General features: G+C 64.3%; 19 protein-coding genes and 2 pseudogenes. 8 read left to right on the plus strand and 13 right to left on the minus strand.

Going from position 1 to position 23,376, the window contains the following annotated elements; genetic code table 11:
- Positions 1-25: 25 nt before the first annotated feature.
- Genes aroK through G7Y82_RS02455 form a run of 3 tightly spaced genes read left to right on the plus strand, consistent with a single transcriptional unit; the run spans position 26 to position 2,826 of the window.
- Complete coding sequence (gene aroK / locus G7Y82_RS02445) at positions 26-517, plus strand: shikimate kinase AroK (RefSeq protein WP_277346227.1); 492 nt, start codon at positions 26-28, stop codon at positions 515-517.
- Positions 518-577: 60 nt separating this feature from the next.
- A complete protein-coding gene (gene aroB, locus G7Y82_RS02450; protein WP_168146397.1) occupies positions 578-1,669 on the plus strand; it encodes a 3-dehydroquinate synthase in 1,092 nt (363 codons plus the stop codon).
- A 2-nt stretch (positions 1,670-1,671) separates the two neighbouring features.
- Positions 1,672-2,826 carry a deoxyguanosinetriphosphate triphosphohydrolase gene (locus tag G7Y82_RS02455; protein WP_168146398.1) on the plus strand — a complete coding sequence of 385 codons (1,155 nt, stop codon included), beginning with the start codon at positions 1,672-1,674 and terminating at the stop codon, positions 2,824-2,826.
- A gap of 149 nt (positions 2,827-2,975) precedes the next feature.
- Here the strand turns inward: G7Y82_RS02455 and G7Y82_RS02460 are convergent, their stop codons facing one another.
- The 3 genes from G7Y82_RS02460 to G7Y82_RS02470 form a co-directional block, all read right to left on the minus strand.
- On the minus strand, positions 2,976-3,893 hold the full coding sequence (locus G7Y82_RS02460; protein ID WP_168146399.1) for a YXWGXW repeat-containing protein: 918 nt from the start codon (positions 3,891-3,893) through the stop codon (positions 2,976-2,978).
- Between the two features lie 75 nt (positions 3,894-3,968).
- Positions 3,969-4,394 (minus strand): type II toxin-antitoxin system VapC family toxin, encoded by a 426-nt coding sequence (locus G7Y82_RS02465; RefSeq protein WP_168146400.1) that lies wholly within the window; start codon positions 4,392-4,394, stop codon positions 3,969-3,971.
- A gap of 37 nt (positions 4,395-4,431) precedes the next feature.
- Positions 4,432-4,692, minus strand: coding sequence for a type II toxin-antitoxin system Phd/YefM family antitoxin (locus G7Y82_RS02470; protein ID WP_168146401.1), 261 nt, complete (start codon positions 4,690-4,692; stop codon positions 4,432-4,434).
- Between the two features lie 206 nt (positions 4,693-4,898).
- On the opposite strand from G7Y82_RS02470, the gene gltB reads away from it, so the two are divergent.
- From gltB to G7Y82_RS22005, 4 genes and pseudogenes are all read left to right on the plus strand, one after another.
- Positions 4,899-9,368, plus strand: a complete 4,470-nt coding sequence (gene gltB, locus G7Y82_RS02475) for a glutamate synthase large subunit (RefSeq protein ID WP_168146402.1) — start codon at positions 4,899-4,901, stop codon at positions 9,366-9,368.
- A gap of 30 nt (positions 9,369-9,398) precedes the next feature.
- Entirely contained in the window at positions 9,399-10,817 is a 1,419-nt protein-coding gene (locus G7Y82_RS02480; protein ID WP_168146403.1) for an FAD-dependent oxidoreductase, read from the plus strand.
- 224 nt (positions 10,818-11,041) lie between these two features.
- Positions 11,042-11,125: pseudogene (locus G7Y82_RS21840) on the plus strand (hypothetical protein); the annotation flags it as partial.
- A gap of 70 nt (positions 11,126-11,195) precedes the next feature.
- Positions 11,196-11,279, plus strand: a pseudogene (locus tag G7Y82_RS22005) (hypothetical protein); the annotation flags it as partial.
- Between the two features lie 65 nt (positions 11,280-11,344).
- On the opposite strand, the gene G7Y82_RS02485 reads toward G7Y82_RS22005, so the two are convergent.
- From G7Y82_RS02485 to G7Y82_RS02505, 5 genes are all read right to left on the minus strand, one after another.
- Positions 11,345-13,543 carry a beta strand repeat-containing protein gene (locus G7Y82_RS02485; RefSeq protein ID WP_168146404.1) on the minus strand — a complete coding sequence of 733 codons (2,199 nt, stop codon included), beginning with the start codon at positions 13,541-13,543 and terminating at the stop codon, positions 11,345-11,347.
- Between the two features lie 68 nt (positions 13,544-13,611).
- Complete coding sequence (locus G7Y82_RS02490) at positions 13,612-14,301, minus strand: prepilin-type N-terminal cleavage/methylation domain-containing protein (protein ID WP_168146405.1); 690 nt, start codon at positions 14,299-14,301, stop codon at positions 13,612-13,614.
- Positions 14,291-14,653, minus strand: a complete 363-nt coding sequence (locus G7Y82_RS02495) for a hypothetical protein (RefSeq protein WP_168146406.1) — start codon at positions 14,651-14,653, stop codon at positions 14,291-14,293. The genes G7Y82_RS02490 and G7Y82_RS02495 overlap by 11 nt, the downstream gene beginning before the upstream one ends.
- Positions 14,654-14,666: 13 nt before the next feature.
- Complete coding sequence (locus tag G7Y82_RS02500) at positions 14,667-15,161, minus strand: pilus assembly FimT family protein (RefSeq protein ID WP_168146407.1); 495 nt, start codon at positions 15,159-15,161, stop codon at positions 14,667-14,669.
- Positions 15,155-15,568 (minus strand): type IV pilin protein, encoded by a 414-nt coding sequence (locus G7Y82_RS02505; protein WP_168146408.1) that lies wholly within the window; start codon positions 15,566-15,568, stop codon positions 15,155-15,157. The genes G7Y82_RS02500 and G7Y82_RS02505 overlap by 7 nt, the downstream gene beginning before the upstream one ends.
- A gap of 246 nt (positions 15,569-15,814) precedes the next feature.
- On the opposite strand from G7Y82_RS02505, the gene G7Y82_RS02510 reads away from it, so the two are divergent.
- Complete coding sequence (locus G7Y82_RS02510) at positions 15,815-19,192, plus strand: S41 family peptidase (protein WP_168146409.1); 3,378 nt, start codon at positions 15,815-15,817, stop codon at positions 19,190-19,192.
- Positions 19,193-19,214: 22 nt separating this feature from the next.
- Here the strand turns inward: G7Y82_RS02510 and G7Y82_RS02515 are convergent, their stop codons facing one another.
- Genes G7Y82_RS02515 through G7Y82_RS21640 form a run of 5 tightly spaced genes read right to left on the minus strand, consistent with a single transcriptional unit; the run spans position 19,215 to position 23,274 of the window.
- Positions 19,215-21,299, minus strand: a complete 2,085-nt coding sequence (locus G7Y82_RS02515) for a hypothetical protein (protein WP_168146410.1) — start codon at positions 21,297-21,299, stop codon at positions 19,215-19,217.
- A complete protein-coding gene (locus G7Y82_RS02520) occupies positions 21,296-21,964 on the minus strand; it encodes a PilW family protein (RefSeq protein WP_168146411.1) in 669 nt (222 codons plus the stop codon). Before G7Y82_RS02520 ends, G7Y82_RS02515 begins: the two co-directional genes overlap by 4 nt.
- Positions 21,964-22,377: a type IV pilus modification PilV family protein gene (locus G7Y82_RS02525; protein WP_168146412.1), complete on the minus strand. Its 414-nt coding sequence runs from the start codon at positions 22,375-22,377 to the stop codon at positions 21,964-21,966. The genes G7Y82_RS02520 and G7Y82_RS02525 overlap by 1 nt, the downstream gene beginning before the upstream one ends.
- Complete coding sequence (locus G7Y82_RS02530; RefSeq protein ID WP_168146413.1) at positions 22,355-22,849, minus strand: pilus assembly FimT family protein; 495 nt, start codon at positions 22,847-22,849, stop codon at positions 22,355-22,357. Before G7Y82_RS02530 ends, G7Y82_RS02525 begins: the two co-directional genes overlap by 23 nt.
- Positions 22,846-23,274 carry a type IV pilin protein gene (locus tag G7Y82_RS21640; RefSeq protein WP_168146414.1) on the minus strand — a complete coding sequence of 143 codons (429 nt, stop codon included), beginning with the start codon at positions 23,272-23,274 and terminating at the stop codon, positions 22,846-22,848. The genes G7Y82_RS02530 and G7Y82_RS21640 overlap by 4 nt, the downstream gene beginning before the upstream one ends.
- Positions 23,275-23,376 lie beyond the last annotated feature (102 nt).

Here is a 23,376-nt window from a genome sequence, read left to right on the forward strand (position 1 = left end):
GACGGCGGCACTCGACACCTTCTTTCTGATCGGGCCGATGGGCGCCGGCAAGACGACGGTTGGCCGGCGTCTTGCCGAACGCCGGCAGCTGCAATTCGTCGATAGCGATCACGAGATCGAAGCCCGGACTGGCGTCGATATCCCCTACATCTTCGAGCGCGAGGGTGAGGCCGGCTTTCGGCGACGTGAGCAGCAGATGATCGCCGAGCTGACGCAGCGGCGCGGCATCGTGCTCGCAACCGGTGGGGGCGCCGTGCTCGATCCGAGCAACCGCAACGCCCTTGCGGGCAATGGTTACGTGATTTACTTGCACGCGTCGGTCGATCAGCAGCTGGCGCGCACGGCGCGAGCCGACAACCGGCCGTTGCTGAAGGCTGCCGGCGATCGCCGGGAGACGCTCACGCGCCTGTTCGTGCAACGGGACCCGCTGTATCGGGAGATCGCCGATCTGGTGCTGATCACCGATGGCCGGCATGCCAAATCGCTGGTCGCGGAAATCGAGCGGCACGTGCAATAAAGGGTTTTGCCCGTGCATTTGATACGATGCGCGGCGCCTTTTTGCCCGCCCTTCCCTTTCATGGATACGCTAGACGTCGATCTCGGCCAGCGCAGCTACCCGATTCACATCGGCACCGGCTTGCTGTCACGCCCTGAACTGCTGACCAGCATCGGCCGGCGGCCGATGCGTTTGGTGACCGACGCGCACGTTGCCGAACATTATCTGACGCCGGTACGCGAGCTGTTGTCGCTCGATGACGAGCAGATTCTGGTGCTGCCGGCCGGCGAGACGACGAAGTCGATGGCGACAGTCGATCAGGTCATGGACTGGCTGCTGGCCAGTCGCCTGCCGCGTGATGGAATGCTCGTTGCCCTGGGCGGCGGCGTGATCGGCGACCTCGTGGGTTTTTGTGCGGCGATCTATCAGCGCGGCGTCGACTTTGTGCAAATTCCAACGACCTTGCTCGCACAAGTCGATTCGTCGGTGGGCGGTAAGACCGGCGTCAATCATGCTCGCGGCAAGAATATGATCGGCGCGTTTCATCAGCCACGCCTGGTGCTCGCCGACACCGGAACGCTTGCGACCTTGCCGCAGCGTGAAAAGCTCGCCGGGATTGCCGAGGTTATCAAGTACGGCATGCTCGGTGATGCGGCCTTCTTTGCCTGGCTGGAACGCAATATGTCGGCGCTGCTGGCGCTTGACGACGAGGCTGTACGTTACGCCGTCTATCGTAGTTGTGAAATGAAGGCCGAGATCGTCGCGCTCGACGAGCGTGAATCGGTTGACGGCGGTGCCGGCCCGCGCGCGCTGTTGAACCTCGGGCACACGTTTGCGCATGCGGTCGAAACGTATACGCACTACACCGAATGGCTGCATGGAGAGGCCGTCGCGGTTGGCCTGTGCATGGCGGCCGATCTTTCGGCGCGCCTCGGCTGGCTTGCCGGGCGCGACGCTGATCGCTGCATCGCGCTGGTGGCGTCGACCGGTCTGCCGACGAGGCCGCCGCAGGGTATGCGCGTCGACGACTTCCGCACCCTGATGAGCCTCGACAAGAAAGTCGCCAGCGGCAAGCTGCGGTTGATTCTGCTGCGCAGTCTGGGTGATGCCGTCGTCAGTGCCGATTTCGATTCGCAAGCGCTCGACGCGACCTTGCGTCATTTCGGCGCCTGAGCATGAACGTCGTGCTCGCGCCCTACGCAGCCGACGAAGCGCACTCGCGAGGCCGTCGGCACGACGAAGGCGGTTCCGGGCACCGCAGCCAGTATCAGCGTGATCGCGATCGCATCATTCATTCCGCCGCATTCCGCCGGCTCGAGTACAAGACCCAGGTTTTCGTCAATCACGAAGGCGATCTGTTTCGCACGCGGCTGACACATTCGGTCGAAGTGGCGCAAATCGCGCGCACCATTGCGCGCAGCTTGCGCTTGCACGAGGACCTGTGCGAGGCCGTATCTCTGGCGCACGATCTGGGTCACACGCCGTTCGGGCACGCGGGGCAAGACGCGCTGAACGACTGCATGAAGCCCTACGGCGGCTTCGAACACAACGCGCAGTCGCTGCGCGTCGTCGACGAGCTTGAAGACAAGTACGCCGAGTTTCGCGGTCTCAACCTGATGTTCGAAACGCGAGAAGGCATCCTCAAGCATTGTTCGAAGTCGCGCGCCGAGCAGTTGGGTGCGGTTGCCGAGCGTTTCCTGACCAACCGGCAGACGACACTCGAAGCGCAACTTGCCAATCGCGCCGACGAGATCGCCTACAACAATCACGACATCGACGACGGCATTCGTGCGCGCTTGCTGTCGATCGAACAACTGCGCGAAGTGCCGCTGTTCTGCCGCCATCACGACGAAGTCCTGGCGCGTTACGGGACGATCACGCTCAAGCAGCAGCGTCACGAAACCATACGCCGCATCATCAACACGCTGGTGACTGATTTGATCGGGCACTCGCGCAAGATGCTGGTCGATGCCCGCATCGAAACGCTGGAGGATGTGCGCGCACGCGCCATGCCGTTGATCGCCTTCTCGCCGGAACTCAGCGCCGAAAATCAGCGGCTCAAGCGCTTCTTGATGGAGCACCTGTATCGCCATCATCAGGTCTACCGGATGATGATCAAAGCCAAACGGGTCATTCGCGAATTGTTCGACGCACTGATCGACGATCCGCGTTTGTTGCCGCCGGATTTTTATGCCGACGCGCAACAATACGAGCGGAACGAAGGCCCAGCGGGTCGCGCGCGCGTGGTCGCTGATTACATCGCAGGGATGACGGATCGCTACGCGCTCGATGAGTACGAGCGTCTCTTCGACCCTCGCCGTCTCCGATAACGCCGCGATCCGCGGCCGACTCACGGGCCGCGAAGATCCCGCGGCGCGACATCCTCGCCGGGGTTCGCAGGCGTAGCGCCAGCGCTTGATCGGTACGCGCGTGTTTGCGGTCTGCGTTGCCTCCGCTGCGCCGGCTTCAGGATCGGTAACTAGTGCGGCTGTTGATGGCGATGATCATCCTGCCTTTTCGGCGGCGCGGCGTGTCGCTGCGCCGGCGAATTCGCCTGATGTCGTTGTGGCGATGACGATGTTCGGTGTTGCGGTTTCGGCGTCGGTGCGTGATGGGGTGCACTGCCGTGTGAGGAACTCCGCGGCTGCGAGTGGTGGCCGCTTTGCGGCGCTCGCTGAGGTGCTTGTGTCCGATGCTGCGGGGCGTGGCCGCTGCCGTGACTCGGACTGTGACGGCTGTCGTTGTTGTTGCGTGAGGCCTCGTGGGCCGGCGACCGGGGCCGCTGCTGTGTGGCTGCGTGATCGACATGCTGCTGCTGTGCATGGGGCATGCTGCGGTGGTGCTGGCGCGCGTAGTCGACGTCACGAGCGCTCGGCCGTGCACGCGTGCCGCCATGCCCGCCGTTGTAACTGACGCGATTGACCGTGACGTGCACATCGCGACGGTAGACGTTGTGCACACGCGTAACATCGACGTGATTGACGCTGCGGTTGTAGTAGAAATGCCGGTCGCGCCAGTAGCCGCCGGAATAGCCGCTACCGAAATAGCCATAGCCGTAGTTGATACCGCCGTAGTAGCCGACGCGCGGTCCCCAGTAGCCGGCGTGCCAGGTGTAGGCGCTGCCGCCCCAGCCCCAGTAGCCCGGCGTCCACAACATGCCGATCGGCGCCACGACCCAGGCGCCGGGCACCCAATACCAGGCGCCATTCCAGGCCCAGTAACCCGGCGTCCAGACATAGCCGGGTCCCGGACACAGCGGCTGCTGGTAGACGCGCAGTGCCGGCGGTGGCGTGTTGACGGAAATGTAGACCGAGGTGGCGGCTGATGCCGGTGCGGCCAGCGGCAGCGCCAGGACCAGGCCACAGGCCATGACAAGTGAACGGAGGATCTTGGGCATCGTGACGCCCTCATGTGGTGTTGCCGGCACGCTAGGTCTGCTCGGCTGAACCCCTCATGAAGTCCTGCGCAGGGTTCACGGGCGGAACCAATCCTCGACCCGCAGGCCGGTCAGGCCGGCAAACGCACTGGCGTTGCGCGTGACCAGGGTCAGGTCGCGCGTCGCGGCGATCGCCGCGGTCTGCGCGTCCAGTCCATTCCAGTTGCGCCGCTGGCGCGCCTGCTCCGCCTCGGGCCGTGCCAGCCACACCGCGGCGTCGCCGTCGAACGGCAGCACGCTGGGGCCGGCCATCAGCAACTCCTGGGCGAAGGTCTGCAACTGGATGCGCCGTGTCGACTCCAACAGTTCACCGATGCCGCGCAGCAAGGCATACGTGGTGGGTGCCCCGATCGCACAGACCGCCTGGCGCTGCTGGAACAGGGTGAAGATGCGGCGGTTGCCGTTGGGCCGCGTCAGTTCGGCCAGCACCGGCAGGTCGAGCAAGTAGACGAGCTTGGCCATCAGTCCCGCGCTTCGGCTGGCAGTGAACGGGCGCGCTTCATAGTTCTCGCCAGCGCTCCAGTTCGGCAGCGGTGATGCCTTCGATGCCGGCTGGCAGGCGCTGGCGCCAGGTCTGTGCCCAGATCGCGAAGTCGGCGGCACCGGCGGCGGCATTGCGCAGCCGCGCGTATTCGGCGTCCGACAGCAGTACGGCGACGGCTTGGCCACGGCGTGTGACCTGCACGGGCTGGCCTTCTTCGGCCTGATAGAGCAGCTCCGTCAGGCGGTTCTTGGCATCGGCAATCGAGACCTTTTTCATGCTGCAGCTGCGCGAAATCTACAAGATGGCTATTTAGATGGCCATATTGTAGCGCGCCAAGCCCTTGATTCAATTGGCTCTGAATTTGCGTGCCGGTTCCGGCCTAAAGACGGTTTGCGGTGCAGCAAACCGCTCCTTATGTTCGCTTCCCCGCCATCCCCGGCGGCTTGCCGCGCGTGGCGCGGCTGTTTTCCAGGAGCCAGCTCATGATCGACCGCCAGCCCGTCGGCCTTTATCGGCCCGACTTTGAAAAGGACAGCTGTGGCTTCGGCCTGATTGCCCACATGGACGATCAGCCGTCGCACAAGCTCGTGCAGACGGCGATTACGGCGTTGACGCGGATGACGCACCGCGGCGCCGTTGCAGCCGACGGCAAGACCGGTGACGGCTGCGGTCTGTTGATGAAGAAGCCCGACGCGTTCCTGCGCAAGGTGGCCGCCGATCTCGGCATCGACCTGGGCAACGGCGAATACGGTGCCGGCAACGTCTTTTTCTCGCGCGACGACAAGCGTCGCGAGCGCGCCCGGGCGCTGCTCAAGGAAAGCATCGAGCTGCAGGGTCTGAAGGTCGCCGGCTTCCGCGAAGTGCCGACCGACAACGGTGCGTTGGGCGAAGAAGCGATGAAGACCGTGCCGGCCATCGAGCAGGTGTTCATCACGCCGCCGGCCGGTCTGCACAAGTTCGCGTTCGAGCTGAAGCTGTTCAAGGCGCGTCGCCGCGTCGAGAAGCTGGTTGCGGCCGACGGCGACAGCGAGTTCTACGTGACGCATCTGTCGTGCCGCGTGATCGTCTACAAGGGCCTGGTCATGCCGGAGTACCTGCCGACGTTCTATCCGGACCTCGCCGACGCGTCGCTCGAATCGTCGATGTGCGTTTTCCATCAGCGCTTCTCGACCAACACCACGCCGCAGTGGCGCCTCTGCCATCCGTTCCGCTACCTCGCGCACAACGGCGAGATCAACACGATCTCCGGCAACCGCAAGTGGGCGCAGGCGCGCGCCAAGAAGTTCCAGTGCGAATCGTTGCCGGACATCGAGGAAATCGCGCCGCTGGTGAATTTGTCGGGTTCGGACTCGCAGTCGCTCGACAACATGCTCGAAGTGCTGCTCGCCGGCGGCATGGACATCTTTGCGTCGATGCGTGCGCTGATCCCGCCCGCGTGGCAGAACGTCGAGGATCTCGACTCGGACGTGCGCGCGTTCTATGAGTACAACTCGGTCAACATGGAACCGTGGGATGGTCCGGCCGGCGTGGTCATCACCGACGGTCGCTATGCGGCCTGCACGCTGGACCGTAACGGCCTGCGTCCAGCGCGCTATGTCATCACCACCGACCGCCACATCGTGCTGGCGTCTGAAATCGGCGTGCACGATTTCAAGATTCAGGACGTCGTCGAGAAGGGCCGGTTGCGCCCCGGCGAGATTCTCGCCGTCGACACCGAATCCGGCGCGCTGCTGCGCCCGGAAGACATCGACCGCATGCTGGCGTCGCGCAAGCCGTACAAGCAGTGGCTGAAGTCGAAGATGAAGCGCGTCGAGGCGTCGCTGTCGGACGACCCGAGCTCGCTGGACGTGATGCCGCCGGATACGGTGGCGACGTATCACAAGATGTTCCAGCTGACCTTTGAAGAGCGTGACCAGGTGCTGCGCCCGGCCGCCGAAGCCGGCCAGGAAGCGGTCGGTTCGATGGGCGACGACACACCGTTCGCGGTGCTCTCCGAACGTCCGCGTTCGGTCTACGACTACTTCCGGCAGATGTTCGCGCAGGTCACCAACCCGCCGATCGATCCGCTGCGTGAGCAGATCGTCATGAGCCTCGAGTGCCAGCTTGGCGCCGAAAAGGGCATGTTCGAGGAAACACCCGAACACGTCGCACGTCTGCTCGTTGACTCGCCAGTGCTGTCGGAAGCCAAGTTCAAGAAGCTGCTGGCGATCGGCGATGAAGATCCGGCGTTTGCCAGCCACGTCATCGACCTCAACTACGATCCGGCGCATGGCATCGCGGCCGCCTTGCAGGCGCTGTGCGAGGAAGCGGCGTCGGCGGTGCGCGGCGGCAAGGTCGTGCTGGTGTTGTCGGACCGCGCGATCGAGCGTGGCAAGCTGCCGTTGCATGCATTGCTCGCGGTCGGCGCGGTCAACAACTATCTGGTGCATGAAGGCCTGCGCTGCGACTGCAACATCGTCGTCGAGACCGCGACCGCGCGCGACCCGCATCAGTTCGCGTGCCTGATCGGCTATGGCGCGTCTTGCATCTATCCGTACCTGGCCTACGCCACGCTGTATGAAATGGCGCGCTCCGGGCAGATCAAGAACAAGCCGGTCGAAGCGCTTGCGCAGTCGTACCGCAAGAGCATCAACAAGGGCCTCTACAAGATCATCTCGAAGATGGGCATCAGCACCATCTCCAGCTACCGCGGTGCGCAGCTGTTCGAAATCGTCGGCCTGTCCGACGAGATCGTCGACCGCTGCTTCGAGGACACGGTGTCGCGTATTCAGGGCGCCAAGTTCGCCGATCTGCAGGTCGAGCAGCAGGAGCTGGCCGAGCTGGCGTGGAGCGCACGCAAGCCGATCGAACAAGGTGGCCTGTACAAGTACATCCACGGCGGCGAATACCACGCGTACAACCCGGATGTGATCGCGACCCTGCAGAAGGCCGTGAAGACCGGCGAATACGACGACTACAAGGTGTTCGCCACGCACGTCAACGAGCGGCCGGTCGCAGCGATCCGCGATCTGTTCAAGCTCAAGGACGCGACGCCGGTGCCGATCGAGGAAGTCGAACCGATCGAGTCCATCTTCAAGCGTTTCGATTCGGCCGGCATGTCGCTGGGCGCGCTGTCGCCCGAGGCGCACGAGGCCTTGGCGATCGCGATGAACCGCCTTGGCGGCCGCAGCAATTCGGGCGAAGGCGGTGAGGATCGCGCGCGCTTCGGCACCGACAAGATGTCGAAGATCAAGCAGGTCGCATCGGGTCGCTTTGGCGTCACGCCGGAATACCTGGTCAATGCTGAAGTGCTGCAGATCAAGGTCGCACAGGGCGCCAAGCCGGGCGAAGGCGGCCAGCTGCCGGGTGACAAGGTCAACGACACCATCGCGCGGCTGCGTTACTCGAAGCCCGGCATCTCGCTGATCTCGCCGCCGCCGCATCACGACATCTACTCGATCGAAGATCTCGCGCAGCTGATCTTTGACCTCAAGCAGGTCAATCCGCAGGCGTTGGTGTCGGTCAAGCTGGTGTCTGGTCCGGGTGTCGGCACGATCGCCGCCGGCGTCGCCAAGGCCTACGCCGACCTGATCACGATTTCTGGCTACGACGGTGGCACCGGTGCTTCGCCGCTGACCTCGGTCAAGTACGCCGGCACGCCGTGGGAACTCGGCCTGTCGGAAACGCACCAGACGTTGCGCATGAACAATCTGCGCGACAAGGTGCGCGTGCAGACCGATGGCGGCCTCAAGACCGGCCTCGACGTCATCAAGGCGGCGATCCTTGGCGCCGAGTCGTTCGGTTTCGGCACCGGGCCGATGGTGGCGCTCGGCTGCAAGTATTTGCGCATCTGCCATCTCAACAACTGCGCGACCGGCGTTGCCACGCAGAACGCGACGCTGCGCAGCAACTACTTCATCGGCCTGCCGGAAATGGTGATGAACTATTTCCGCTTCGTCGCCGAGGAGACGCGCGAGTGGATGGCGCGTCTGGGCGTGCGCACGATCAAGGAGCTGATCGGCCGCACCGACCTGCTCGAAATGGCCGAGGCCCCGCACGACAAGGCCAAGCATCTCGATCTGTCGCCGATTCTCGAGTCGGCCGGCATGGTGCTGCCGAGCGCGCAGTACTGCATGTTCAACAACGAGCCGTTCGACAAGGGCGAACTGGCCGAAGCGATGCTGCAGGACTGCCTGCCGGCGATCGAACACATGACCGGTGGCATCTTCCATTACTCGGTGCAGAACCGGCATCGCTCGATCGGTGCGCGCCTGTCCGGTGAGATTGCGCGCCTGCACGGCAACCTCGGCATGAGTGACAAGCCGATCACCGTGCGCCTCAAGGGTGCGGCCGGCCAGAGTTTCGGCGTCTGGAACGCCGGCGGTCTGCATCTGGAACTCGAGGGCGACGCCAACGACTACGTCGGCAAGGGCATGGCCGGCGGCCGCATCGTCGTCAAGCCGCCGCGCGGCGCGCGTTATGAAACGCGCGAAGCCGCGATCATCGGCAACACCTGCCTGTACGGCGCGACCGGCGGCTCGCTGTACGCCGCGGGCATGGCCGGCGAGCGCTTCGCGGTCCGCAACTCGGGCGCGCATGCGGTCGTCGAAGGCTGCGGCGATCACGGTTGCGAATACATGACCGGCGGCAGCGTCGTCATCCTCGGCCGCACCGGCGTCAACTTCGGTGCCGGCATGACCGGTGGCTTCGCCTACGTGCTCGATGAGAAGCGGACCTTCGTCGATCGCTACAACCACGAGCTGATCGACATTCATCGCGTCGTCTCCGAGTCGATGGAAGCGCATGAGAACCATCTGCGCCGTGTCGTTCAGGACTACGCCAACGTCACCGGCTCGAAGTGGGCGCAGACCATCCTCGCCGACTGGGCCGACTACGTCGGCAAGTTCTGGCTGGTCAAGCCGAAGGCGGCCGAAATCGGCTCGCTCATCGACTCCGTCCGTGCCGCGGCTTAAGACCAAGCACCCACTCTAGGAAGAACCCACATGGGCGCCAAGAACGTCAACCAGTTTCTCGACCTGCCGCGTCAGGACCCGAAGAAAGTCCAGGCCGAAGTCCGCATTCACGACTTCCGCGAAATCTATGGTCAGTTCCAGCCGGATCAGGCCAAGTCTCAGTCGGGCCGCTGCCTGTCTTGCGGCAACCCGTACTGCGAGTGGAAGTGCCCGGTGCACAACTTCATTCCGAACTGGCTCAAGCTGGTCGAGGAAGGCAACCTCTTCGCCGCCGCCGAACTGTCGCATCGCACCAACACCTTGCCGGAGATCTGCGGCCGCGTGTGCCCGCAGGATCGCCTGTGTGAAGGCGCTTGCACGCTCAACGACGGCTTCGGCGCGGTGACCATCGGCAGTGTCGAAAAGTACATCGCCGACGAGGCGCTCAAGCAGGGCTGGCGCCCGGACATGTCGAAGGTGCGCTGGACCAAGAAGCGCGTTGCCATCATCGGTGCCGGCCCGGCCGGCCTCGGCTGTGCCGACATCCTCGTGCGCAACGGCGTCAAGCCGGTGGTGTTCGACAAGTACAGCCAGATCGGCGGCCTGCTGACCTTCGGCATCCCGCCGTTCAAGCTGGAAAAGGAAGTGATCCAGCGCCGCCGCGAAGTGCTCGAAGGTATGGGCGTCGAATTCCGTCTCAATACCGAGATCGGCAAGGACATCGACTTCGACACGCTGCTCGCCGATTACGACGCCGTGTTCCTCGGCATGGGCACCTACACCTATATGAAGGGCGGCTTCCCGGGCGAAGAGCTGCCGGGCGTCTACGAGGCACTGCCGTTCTTGATCGCCAACATCAATCGCGTGATGGACCGCGCCAGCGATGCCGACATGGCGTTCGACATGAAGGGCCAGCGTGTCGTCGTGCTCGGCGGCGGCGATACCGCGATGGACTGCAACCGTACGTCGGTGCGCCAGGGCGCCGACAGCGTCGTCTGCGCGTACCGCCGCGACGAAGAGAACATGCCGGGCTCCAAGCGCGAAGTCGCCAACGCCAAGGAAGAAGGCGTCGAGTTCCTGTTCAACCGCTCGCCGGTCGAGATCGTTGGCGACGGCAAGGTCGAGGGCGTCAAGGTCGTCGAAACCAAGCTCGGCGCGCCGGATGCGCGCGGCCGCCGCAAGCCGGAAGTGATTCCCGGCTCCGAGCAGATCATCCCGGCCGATCGCGTCGTCGTCGCCTTCGGTTTTCGTCCGAGCCCGGCGTCCTGGTTCGAGCAGCACACTGTTGAGCTGCATGAGGACGGTCGCGTCAAGGTGCACGGCGAAGTGCTGGCCAAGCACAAGTTCCAGACCAAGAATCCGAAGGTGTTTGCGGGCGGCGATATGGTCCGCGGCTCGGACCTCGTCGTTACCGCCGTCTTCGATGGCCGCGAAGCCGCGGAAGGCATCCTCGACTACCTGGGCGTCTGAGGGTCGAGGTCCGAAAGCGCGCCGCAGCCCCTATCGCCGCCTGCGGGCGGCACCGTCGTTCGATCTGGGGTTCCGCGGCTCGGGCCTCGTCGTTACCGCCGTGTTCGAGGGCCGCGAAGCCGCGGAAGGCATCCTCGACTATCTGGGCGTCTGAGGGTCGAGGTCCGAAAGCGCGCCGCAGCCCCTATCGCCGCCTGCGGGCGGCACCGTCGTTCGATTTGGGGTTCCGCGGTTCGGACCTCGTCGTCACCGCTGTCTTCGAGGGCCGCGAAGCCGCGGAAGGCATCCTCGACTACCTGGGCGTCTGAGGGTCGAGGTCCGAAAGCGCGCCGCGGCCCCTATCGCCGCCTGCGGGCGGCACCGTCGTTCGATCTGGGGCTCCGCGGCTCGGACCTCGTCGTCACCGCCGTCTTCGAGGGCCGCGAAGCCGCGGAAGGCATCCTCGACTATCTGGGCGTCTGAGGGTCGAGGTCCGAAAGCACGCCGCGGCCCCTATCGCCGCCTGACGCGGGGTTTCGCGGCTCCTGTCAGAGGTAGCGGGTCCAGACCGTCGTTGCGCTGCCGGCAGTTGGTGTACTTGATGTTGTGCAGTCCGACGACGGCAACTGTGTCTGGCTGCTCGACAGACCGTCGGTGACGACCTTGATGCCACCCTGGCTGACCGTGGTGGTCGACGTACCGTTGGCGCCAACGGTAACCGTGCCGTAGATCGTCGTCGTCGCGCCGCCGGTGTCGACCGTGCCGCCGATGATGACGTTGCCGTGGATCTCCCAGCCGGAACTGCTCAGTGCGCCGTCGGTGAGAATGGCGACATTGCCGATCGGCAGTCCGGTATAGGTGGTGCCATCCGACGCGGTCCAGGTCACGAACGCCGGCTCGGTGCCGCTCATGTCGCATAGGTCCGATGGATAGAAATCGCCGCCGCAGATTTCGCTCGCCGTCGCGTAATTTGGCGCGTACAGCGGCACATGTCCGCTGCTGGTGAGGTCGACATCGCCCGTTGCGATCAGCGAATCGTAGAGGTTCGCCTGTGTCCCGGAATTGACGCCATTGACCGTCACCGGCCCGTCGAACCAGGCGACGCCCGGCGGAAATTTGTAGACGCCGGTCAGCGTCCAGCCGCTGCTTGGTGTCGCACTTCTCAGGCAGTAGCTGTCATACCAATTGCATTGCATGAAATCCTTGCCGTCGATGGTACGCACGTCGGCCGTGGTCAGGTCGTAGGGGCCGGCGTCGACCGCCGTGCCGTCGGCCGTCTTCACGTTCTGAATGCGCAGCATCGGGTGCGACGTCGTGCTGTCGAAATAGAACACGTAGTTCGCCGACGATTCGAGAGACGCGGCATCGACGCTGTCGACGCGCGTGTCACAGTACGGAATGCCGGGTAGGCCCGGCGAGGTACCGGTTTGTGAGCGGCTGACATTCATGCCAGACACGGCGGTGCCGGTCGCCAGCGCGGTTTGCGCGCTGCTGTAATAAATCGTGCCGGCGATCTTGCCGCTGGTGACGGTCGGGAAATTCCAGGTACTGGAGCCGGACGCGCCGGCGCTGGTCGCCCACAGGTAGCCGCCGCCGACCAGGTTCGAGATCGTGCCAGTGACGATCTTCAGGTTGCCGTTCGACAACAGGTTCGTATAGGTGCCGCCGTAGCCCTGGATGGTCAGCGTATGGCCCCAAAGTGTCGTGATGGTCTGCACGTAGAGGCTGATATTGCCGCCGTCGATACCGGTTGCGACGAAGCTGAGATTGTCCGGCAGCGAACCGCTGCCACTCAGCAGCTCAGCGGCACTGGCACCGCTGACGGCGCCGGTGCTGCTGTCGATGCTGACGTCGCTCATCGGCAGCAAGAAGCTGCCGCTGCCGTCGTCGAGGGTGATGACGATCGAATCGGAGGCCTGCGGCACGATCGTGCCCGTGGTCCACGGAATGTCACTGCCGGCGGTCGACGCGATGATGCTGCCGCCGACATTCGTGGTGCCGATCTTGGCGCTGCCGGAATAGACATCGGCGGTATAGGCGCCGGCTTCCATTGCCGTGAACGTGCCGGAGCCGGTATTGCCGTAGACGATGTTCTTCGCCCACATCGTCGCGCTGCTCGGCGCCGACATGCTGTTGACGGTGATCGTGCCGCCGGCCTTCAGGGTCGCGCCGGTTTCGATACCACCGCCGGACAGGCTGATGTCGCCGCTGGCGCAGCCGGAAATCTTCGCGCTGGCGCCACTGCCGACGGTGATATCGCCGGCGACCGCGACGTTGGTGAAGTCATCGGCGCTGTCGGTGACCACCAGCGAGCCGCCGCTGTAGGTGAGATCGCCGTTGAAAACCATGGCTGCGGCCGGCGTTGTTGATGCGCAGCTGGCGGTACTGCTGCCGGTACTCGCCGGCGTGACGCTGTAGACGGCGCGCACCGTGGACGTTGAATCGGCGCCGCTGCCGGTGATATTGGCGGTGACGGTGTAGGTGGTGCCGGAACCGCTCACGCTGAGGCCGCTGATCGCGACCCCCGATTCGCCGCCGACGGTGAGCGCGCTCGGCAAGCTGTCGAGCGTGGTGGTGTCGAGCGTTGCGAGATAGTCGCGCAGCAGCTCGACGCCGGACCACGCACGCGATTGCACCAGCGTCGCGGTATGGACCGCCAGGGTTTTGTCCTGGGTGCCGCGGATTTCCCACATCACGCCCAGCGTCGTCACGGTGATCGCCAAACCGACCAGCAGCACGGTCAACAACGTAGCGATCCCGCGCTGACGCTGCGCCGATGGGCGATATCGGGATCGAGGCAAGGCGGGCATGGTGGCTAACTCGGCAGATTGGAGAGGCACAGCGTTGCCGATGAGCTGAGGCCGGAGACGGCGCTGACGGCCGTCAGCCGCACGATGACGGCGGTGGCCGTGGTGCCGGCTTTGCCGAACGGCGAACAGGTGCCGACGCTGGCGGTGAAGCTCGAACTCTGATCGCCGAGCATGTCGTCGGCGACCAGCTGCGCGCTCTGCGTCCAACTGACGCTGCTCCAGCTCGCCGCGGAGTTGCAATCGCTGCCTTTTAGCATCAGCAGACCGCCATCGACGGCCAGCGCCGCCTGGCAGCTGTAGGTTGTCAGATCGTCCTTGCTGCCCCAGACCACGGCATTGCCGATCGCGCTGCCGCCGCTGGCGAGGGTTTGCAGGGTACCGCTGAGCTGGCCGTCATCATTCAGGCTGGCCCCGCTGAGCACGACGAAGTCGGTGCCGGATGCCGCGCCGGCACTGCCGCTGCCAATGCCGTAGCCGGCGCCCTGCAGATCGATCTGCTCGGCAAGCAACCCGGCGCTGATCTGGCCGTCGCTACTGGCGCGCTGCGCCGAGATGATCGATTGGCGAATCAGGTTTTTGTACAGCGACAACATTGCCACGAGTCCGAGCAACGAGATCACCATGCCGACCATCAAACTGATCAGCGTCACGCCGCGCTGTTGCCGCGCGCAGGGGCGGCGACGCTCAGCTGTCATCGTCGAGATCGCCGACAACGATCGTCCCGCTGCCGCCGAACCCATCGGCGGACGTCGCCGACAGCGTTACCGACGATGGTGCGTCGCTGACGCTGGTGCCGTTGACGCTGGCCGATGCGGTGCTGCAGCTGACCGTCAGGTCCAGCGATGTGGCCGGCGGCAGGGTGATCACCGCCAGCGACGTGTCGTCACACAGCGCCGTGCCGTAGCGCTGCAGTAGATTGCGCATTTGTGTGATCGCGATTTCGCTCGCATTGAGCTGCCGCTGGCTGACCACCGCGCGCGCCGCCGCATAGCTCATGCCGAGCCCAACGATGCCGATCAGCAACATGCCGATCAGGGCTTCGAGCAAGGCGTCGCCGCGCTCAGTAATACGCTGCCGTGACAGTGCCGGACTCCTTGGTGAGCGTAAAACCGTTGCCGGTCGAGCAGCTGTTGCCGCCGTCGCTGGCCGACGCGCTGATCGCACGCGAGCGGTTGTCGAACGCCACGCAGGTGAAAGCGGTCCCGCTCGGAGCCTGTACGCTGACGCTGTCTGCAATCTCGGTGCTCCACGTCGCGGTGCCGCTGCAAGCGGCAGCGGTGTTGCTGTCGCTCGCGGCATACAACGACAGCGTCGTGCCGCTCAGACAGACGATCGTCGCCGCCAGGCTGTCCGATACCCCGCCGGGATTACGCAGCGCCATTGCCTTGCCGCGCGCGTAGGCCTGGCCGATCTGCGCCTGTGCGTCGTGCAACTGCGTCGACACCACCCAGGCGCGGGTCAAGGGCGCGCCGAGCACCAGCATCAGGCCGACGATCGCGATGACGATCATCAGCTCGATCAGCGTGAAACCGGCCGCAGCGCGCCGCGTCACCATGTGCTGCTGCTGCCGCTTGGCGGGGTGACGGTCCGTGTGTTGTCCTGGCCCAGCGTGATGACGTAGCCGGCGACGCGGGAGCCGGTCCCGGTGGCAGCGACGACGTATGCGCTGTCCGAGCTGCTTTGCACCGTATAGGTGAAGTTGTCCCCTTCGGCCGGGTACCAACCACTAAACAAGGCCTCGGTCTGCGCGGTGGTGCTGGTCGCCGACGGATAGCTGAGCTGCTGCTGGTAGTAGTTCTCCAGGTTCAGGCTCAGCGCCACCAGGTCCGCCTCGGCAGCGCGGACCTGGCTACGCGTGATGTAAGCGCCGTAGGCCGGCAACGCGATCGCCGCGAGAATCGCGACGATGATGACCGTCACGAGCAGCTCGATCAGCGTGAAACCGGATGCGGCTTGGCGCATGGCGCAGTGCGGCGTCGCGAATGGAAATGGCTCCATTGTCGGTCGAGCCGCGATGCGCGTCCCTCTCATTTTGTAAGCAATTGCTTACGTCAGTGCCGGGGTGCCATCGCCGACACCGGCCGCGCGTTTGCCATCGCGGCGCTCGGCCCGACCTTCGGGAAAACCCCTAATTGCCGACCCGTTGCGAACCGTTTACTGACATATCGGTCAGACTGGCGTCGTTACTACTGCAGGATTGCTGCCACCATGACCTTGCTTCTTCCTCGCCCGCTGGCCCTCGCCGGGCTGATGCTGACGGCGCTGTCGTTCGTGCGACCCGCCGCTGCCGACGACGATGCGACGCTGATGCGCTTCCCGACCTTGCATGGTCAGCAGCTGGTGTTCGAGGCGCACGGCAATCTCTGGCAGGTCGATCGTACGGGTGGCGTGGCGCGGCGTCTGACCACCGAAGCCGGCTACGAGGTCATGCCGCGTTTCTCGCCGGACGGCAAGTGGATTGCGTTTACCGGCCAGTACCAGGGCAATCGCGACGTCTATGTGATGCCGGCCGGCGGCGGCACAGCCCGGCGCCTGACCTTCCATTCCGATGTGGTCCCGGACGCGCCGCTGCGCTGGGGACCGAACAACATGGTGTTGGGCTGGACGCCGGATTCGAAGAACGTCGTCTTCCTGTCGCGCGCCGAGGCTTGGAACTCGTGGTACGGCAAGCTGTTCTCGGTGCCCTTGACCGGCGGTCTGCCGACCGCGCTGCCGCTCGATCGCGGCGGTCTGATGAGCTACAGCCCGGATGGCAAGCAGATCGCCTATAACCGCATTTTCCGCAACTTCCGCACCTGGAAGCGTTACGACGGCGGTCTCGCGCAGGACGTCTACACCTACGATTTCGCCAGCAAGCAGCTGACGCGCATCACCGACTGGAAGGGCACCGACACCGCACCGATGTGGTACGGCCACACGATTTACTTCCTCTCGGATCGCGACGCCAACCGCCGCGAGAACATCTGGGCCTACGATCTCGACACCAAGCAATATCGCGAGGTCACGCACTTCAGCGACTATGACGTCGATTTCCCGTCGATCGGCATCGGCGCTGGCGCGGATGGCATCGCCTTCCAGCAAGGCGGCCACCTTTACGTGCTCGATCTGCCGAGCGAAAAGCTGCACGAGCTGAGCGTGGCGGTGCCCGACGACGGCTTGCAGACCAGCCCGCGTTACGTCGATGCTGCCGACACCATTCGCTATACGGACGTCGCTCAGCAGCCGGATTTCGACTTGTCGTCAAACGGCAAGCGCTTGCTGCTCAGTGCACGTGGCGACCTGTTCAGCGTGCCAGCCGAGCACGGCAACACGCGCAACCTCACTGAAACCTCGAATGCCGACGAGGACCATCCGGCCTGGTCGCCGGACGGCAGCGAACTGGCCTATACCACCGACGTCGACGGTGAGCAGCAGATCGCCGTGCGCCCGTCGGGCGGTGGCGCCGAGAAAATTCTCACCCACTTCAAGCGTGGCTACGCCTATCAGCCGCTGTGGTCGCCCGACGGCAAGCACCTCGCGTTTTCCGACAACGAGCACCGCCTGTGGGTGATGGATGTCGACGCCGGCGCGCCGAAGCAGATCGCGCAGGATCAGATTCAGGAGATGCACGACTACAGCTGGTCGCCGGATGGCCGCTGGCTGGCTTACAGCCTGACCGGCGCCAATCAGGTGCGGTCGATCTGGCTCTACAACCTGACGTCTGGCAAGGCGACGCGCGTCAGCGATGCGCGCGACAACGACTTCGCCCCGGTCTTCGACCCCAAGGGCCGTTGGCTGTATTTCGTTTCCACGCGGCACGAGCTGCCGACCTTCAGCGAGAGCGAATTCAATATCGCGACGCTGAAGAGTACCGGTATCTACGTCGCGACCTTGAAGGCCGACGCCCCATCGCCATTCGCCCCGCGCTCGGACGAAGCGCGCTACCCATCGGACGACGACAAGAAGGACAAGGGCAAGGACGATGGTGGCGACGAGCACTGGAAGCCGGGCGCGAGCAAACCGATCGACGTCGATCTTGATGGCCTGATGCAGCGCGCGGTGCCGATGCCGATCGCGCCGAACGACATCACCGAGCTCGAAGTGCGCGGCGATCTCGTCTACTACATGACCAGCCCGAGCCAGACCATAGACGGGCCGCTGCCCGGCGAAGATTCGGCGCTGCACATCTACGACATGCACAAGCGCAAGGACGCGACGCTGACCGAAGGCCTAGACGGCTTCCATGTGGCGGCCGATGACAGCAAGCTGCTGTACGTCAAGCATGACGAGTTCTACATCGTCGATGCCAAGCCGAACCCGGACAAGGATCAGGGCAAGAGCGACGACAAGCCGGTCGACCTGTCACACATGCGCACACGCGTCGATCCGCGTGCCGAATGGCGCGAGATGTTTGCGTCGGCCTGGCGCCTGGAACGGGACTTCTTCTTCAATCCGAAGATGAACGGTGTCGACTGGAATGCGGTGCGCGCGTCGTACGAAAAGCTGCTGCCGCTAGTGGGGTCGCGCGAGGATCTCAATTACGTGATCGGTGAGGTGCAGGGCGAGCTCGGCAACTCACACACCTACGTCGGTGGCGGCGACGACAACGACACACGGCCACACGTCGGCACCGCCATGCTCGGTGCCGATCTCGAACTCGACGCCGCATCGGGCCGCTATCGCATCGCCAAGATCTACCACGGCGACAACACGCGCGAGCGCTACCGCGCGCCGCTGACGGCGCCGGGGATCAAGGTCAAGGAGGGCGACTATCTGCTGGCGATCGACGACCACGAGCTGAAGGCGCCGACCGATCCGTACAGCCTGCTCGTCAACAAGGCCGATGGCACGGTGAAGCTGACGCTGGCGTCCAGCGTCAACGGCAAGCGTCACGACGTGGTCGTCAAACCGGTGAACAACGAGTTGGCGCTGCGCGAGCAGGCGTGGATCGATCACAACCGCGAAACCGTCGATCGGCTATCGGGCGGCAAGATCGGCTACATCTACCTGTCGGACATGGAAGCGCTGGGCATGGAGCAGTTCATCCGCCAGTTCTACAGCCAGCTCGACAAGCAGGCGCTGATCGTCGACGACCGCTGGAATGGCGGCGGCTTCATCGACCAGATCGTGCTCGAACGCCTGCGCCGCATCCTGGTCGGCATGTCGACCAATCGCGAGCGAGCGACGATGTCGATTCCCGAACAGCTGATCAACGGACCCAAGGTCTGCCTGATCAATCACTATTCCGCATCGGATGGCGACATCTTCCCGTACTACTTCCGCAAATACGGTCTCGGCAAGCTGATCGGTACCCGGACCTGGGGCGGCGTGCGCGGCATTCGCGGTTCCTGGACGCTGCTCGATGGCGGTTACATCACCGTGCCGGAGGCCAGCCTCTACGGCCTGGATTCGAACTGGGTGATCGAGAATCACGGCGTTGACCCCGACATTGAAGTCGAGGACGCGCCGGGGCCGATGCTGGCCGGTCACGACCCGCAACTCGAAACCGCCGTGAACGTGCTGCTCGACGAACTCAAGCAGCATCCGGTGAGCGTGCCGCAACCGCCGCCGCTACTGCCGGCTTATCCGCCGGCGGGCGAGCGCTGAGGGCCGCGCGGTCTGGGTGCGCTCATTGGTAGCGTGTCCAGACCGCGACGGCGGCGCCCGTCCCGCCGCTCGATGTCGTGCTGCAGTCGGCCATGCACGGCAGTGCGCCAGGCACGAACGATGACGGCAGGTTGGTCAGGTCGAGGGTCGTGCTACCGGCCCACTTGGTGGGGGTGAGCAGGCTATCGGCGCCCTGCGCGGCGACCGTGATATAGCCATGAATGGTCGTGCTGCCGGTGGTCGACAATTCGTTGCCGGCAATGACGCTGCCGTACACATCGTTTGATGCGGTGAGCTTGATATCGCCGCCGGAAAACACGCCGAGCTGATAGCCGCCCGCGAGAAACGCAATGTTGCCGAGCGGGTTCGATGTCAGCGCTTGCGTCGACAGATCGCAGAAATTGTTTGGATACAGGCCATCGAAGCGCGTATACGGCGTCGTGTCGGTCGGTTGATTGAGACATACCGCGGCATAACCGGCGTAGTTCACCGCGACCGTCTTGTTGCTGCCGCTGGTGCGGATATCCCCGCTGGCAATAAAGCTGTCGTGGTAGATGCCGTTTCCGGCGTTCAGATCACCGGCAAACCACATCACGCCAGGCGCCAGACTGGTGCCATTGAGGCTCCACTCGCCAGCGCTGTAAGAGATGCAGCTGTTGTTGTCGGACGAACCTTCGCAGATCGTGTGCTGGGGGGTGCTCGGCGTCGCGCAGCTGCTGCCGTCGGAGGCCAGCGATGTGCACAGATAATCCTTGTAGGGGCCACTGTAATTGCCGAGGTAATAAACACCATCGGTAATGCCGTTGACGTTGCGCACGGTGACTTGGCGGTGGCCGGCGCTGTCGATCTCGAACACGTAGTTCGCATCGTCCTTGAGCGCGTACGCATCGACCTTGCGATCGGTGACCTGATTGGCCTCGACCGGCGTCACCGACACCACCGCCACGTCGACCTGATAGCCGAGTTGCGTATTGACGTTGACGCTGTTGTTCCACAGCGGCTTGATGATCAAGCCGCCGACTGTGCCGCTGGCGACGGCGCCGCTGCCGGTGACCGTCAGCAGACCCTGGCCGGCGAGCCGGTTGCTGATGCTGCCGTATGACAGGGTCGTATCGCTTTTGGTGTTGACGTTGCTGACGCCGGCGCCGGTCAGGTTGACCGCACCGATCGCGTTGATGGTGGTGGAAAGATTGCCGCCGCCGTAGACCACGTAGCTGTTGGCATTGATCAGTTTGCCGGAGCCCGAGCTGGTCCAGGTGACGCTGCCATCGGTATTGATGGTCTGCACCGAAGCACCGCCGCCGGTCACGCTGACCCCGAGTATCGAGTTGACGCTGGTAGCCGACGAACTGCCGCCGAAGCTGACCAGGCCATTGCTGTTGATCGTTGTCGCCGAGGCGCTGCCGGCCAGCGTCACACTGCCCATCGCATTGATGCTCTGCAGCGCCGCCGATCCAGACAGCGACACGTTGCCGTTGGCGTTGACGGTCTTGACGGCGATCGCGCTATTGATCGAGACGTTGCCGGTCGACACGATGGTGTCGACGCCAGTGATGCTGGCGCTGGTCAGCGTGACGTTGCCGTCGACAACGAATTTCGCGTTGCCATTGCCGACCACGGTGATGTTGCCGTTCATGGTCAGATCGTTGTAGATGTTGATGACGTCGAGATCTGAATACGGTGCCGTGACGATCTCGCCGCTGCTGCCGCCGGCATAGAGCGATACGTCGTAAACCGTGCGCAGCGTCGCCGTGGCGCCGGCGCCCTCGCCGGTCACGTCAGCGACGACGCGAATATTGCCGGTGACGTCGGGGCCGGACATCGACACGATGTCGATCGAGACGCCGTCGATGCCCGTGATCGGAATCACACCATTGAGTGCCACCGTCAGCAGGGTGCCGATCTGCGAACCGAGATAGACGCGCAGCAGCTCGACACCGGACCACGCGCGTGACTCGGCCAGCGTTGCCGCATGCACCGACAGCGTCTTGTCCTGGGTGCCGCGTATCGTCGACATGACGCCGAGCGTACTGGCCGTCAGCGCCATGCCGACCAGCAGGATGGTCAGGATCGTCGCGTAACCGCGCTGGCCTCTGCGCGTCTTCATGTCAGGTAGTTGGTGATGCACAGCGCAGCGCCGGTCGGATAACCGGCGTCGACGCCGTGCGCACGCATCGTCAGGATCAAGGCCGGCAGCGGCAGCCCCTTGCCGAACGGGGCACAGCTACCGTGACTGACCGAAAATGTCGTGTCGGCCTGATCGAGCGCTCCGCTCGACACCAGATCGGCACGGCGCTGCCACTGTGCGCTGGCCCAGTCGGTCGCAGCCGCACAGCCGGACGTTGCGCGCAACAGCGTCAGGCCACCATCGCTGACGATCAGTGCGTTGCAGCGATAGGCGCTCAACGTCGGGTTGTCACCCCAGACAATGGCATTGCCGCTGACCGCCGACGAACCGATGGTCAGCGCCGTGCCATGCAGCTTCAGCTGCGCATCGAGCGTCGCGCCGCTGACCACGATGAAATCGGTGTTGCTTTTCGCCGCGCCGCTGGCGGTGGCGACGCCGTAGCCGGCGCCCTGCAATTCGATCTGTGCGGTCAGCAGACCGGCCGCAATTTCGCCGTCGTGGCCACTGCGCTGCGCCGAAGCGACGGTCTGGTAAATCAAATTCTTGTAGAGCGACAGCATCGAGACGATGCCGATCATTGAAATCGCCATGCCGGTCAGCAGGCTGATCATCGTCACACCGTGCTGGCGCTTCAGTGCCAGCATCAGCCGTTATCTCCGACCACAATGGTCCCGACCCCGCCGAACAATTCCGGCGACGTCACCGACAGTTTCACCGCCGACGGCAGTACGGTGAGGTCGATGCTGTTGATCTTCACCGACAGCAGCGCATCGCATTGCACGTCGACGCCGAGCTGGCGGTCCGGCGGCATGGTGATGACGGCCAGCGAATCGTCCGTGCACAGCGTTGTGCCATAGCGCTGCATCAATGCGCGCATTTGCGAGATCGCGATGCCCTGCGCGTTCTGGTAGCGCTGACCGACCATGACCCGTGAAGCGGTGTAGCTCATGCCGAGGCCGACAATGCCGATCAGCAGCGTGCCGATCAGCGCCTCGAGCAGCATGTCGCCGCGCTGACGACGCCGCGTCGCGCGGTCAATGAAAGCTGACCTGTTCATCGACCGACGCCTTGCTCAAGGTGAAGTCCAGCGACGTCAGGCAGTGGTCACTGCCGCTGCCGGCGACACTGGGGTTCAGCGTCAAACCACGGTTGTCGAAGGCCACGCAGCTGAAGGCGCCACCGCCGGCTTCGATCGTCGTTTGTGTCGACAACGCCGCCGACCACTGCGTCGTGTCGCTGCACGTGGCGCCGTCGGCATCGGCGGCCGTGATCAGCCGCAGTTGGTCGTTGCTGCGGCAGAGAATCGCCGCCGCTACGTCGTCGCCAACGGCGCCTGGATTGCGCAGTGAAATCGCCTTGGCACGTGCGATGCCCTGCGCCAGCGCCGCCTGCGTTTCACGTAGCTGCGCCGAGGCGACCCAATTGCTCGTCAGCGGCACGCCGAGCATGGTCAGCATGCTGATGATCGCGATGACCACCATCATCTCGATCAACGAAAACCCCCGATCCTGGCATCCCCCTTTCGTCACCAGGTCTCCGTCGTTCCGCTGGGGTGGGTCAGTACGCGGTCGTTGCCGTCATTGAGGGTCAGTACATAGCCGCTGGTGCGGCCGCTGCCGCTGGCTTTCAACGTGTAGCCGGTCGCGTCGCTGGCAGCGATGACGTAGCTGAACGTCGACGCCGCCGGATACCAGCCCTTGAACAGCGCCTCGGTCTGCGCGGTGGTCGTGGTCACCGCGGGATAGCTGAGCTGCTGCTGGTAGTAGTTTTCGAGATTGAGGCTGAGCGCGACGAGATCGGCTTCCGCGGCGCGGATCTGGCTGCGCGTGATGTATGCGCTGTACGACGGGATCGCGATCGCCGCCAGGATCGCGACGATCACGACCGTCACGATCAGCTCGATCAGCGTGAAGCCCGAGGAACGGAGCCGCCGTTGGCCCGATGAGGTTTTCATGCAGACCACGCTACTCGCGCGCGCACGGCCTGGAGGTCTACGGCGACCGGCGGTGGCGAAGAAATGACCGGCGTTCGTTATCCACCGATGCGTAGAGAAATC

The organism is Solimonas marina, from assembly GCF_012241385.1.
In the GTDB taxonomy this organism is placed as follows: domain Bacteria; phylum Pseudomonadota; class Gammaproteobacteria; order Nevskiales; family Nevskiaceae; genus Solimonas; species Solimonas marina.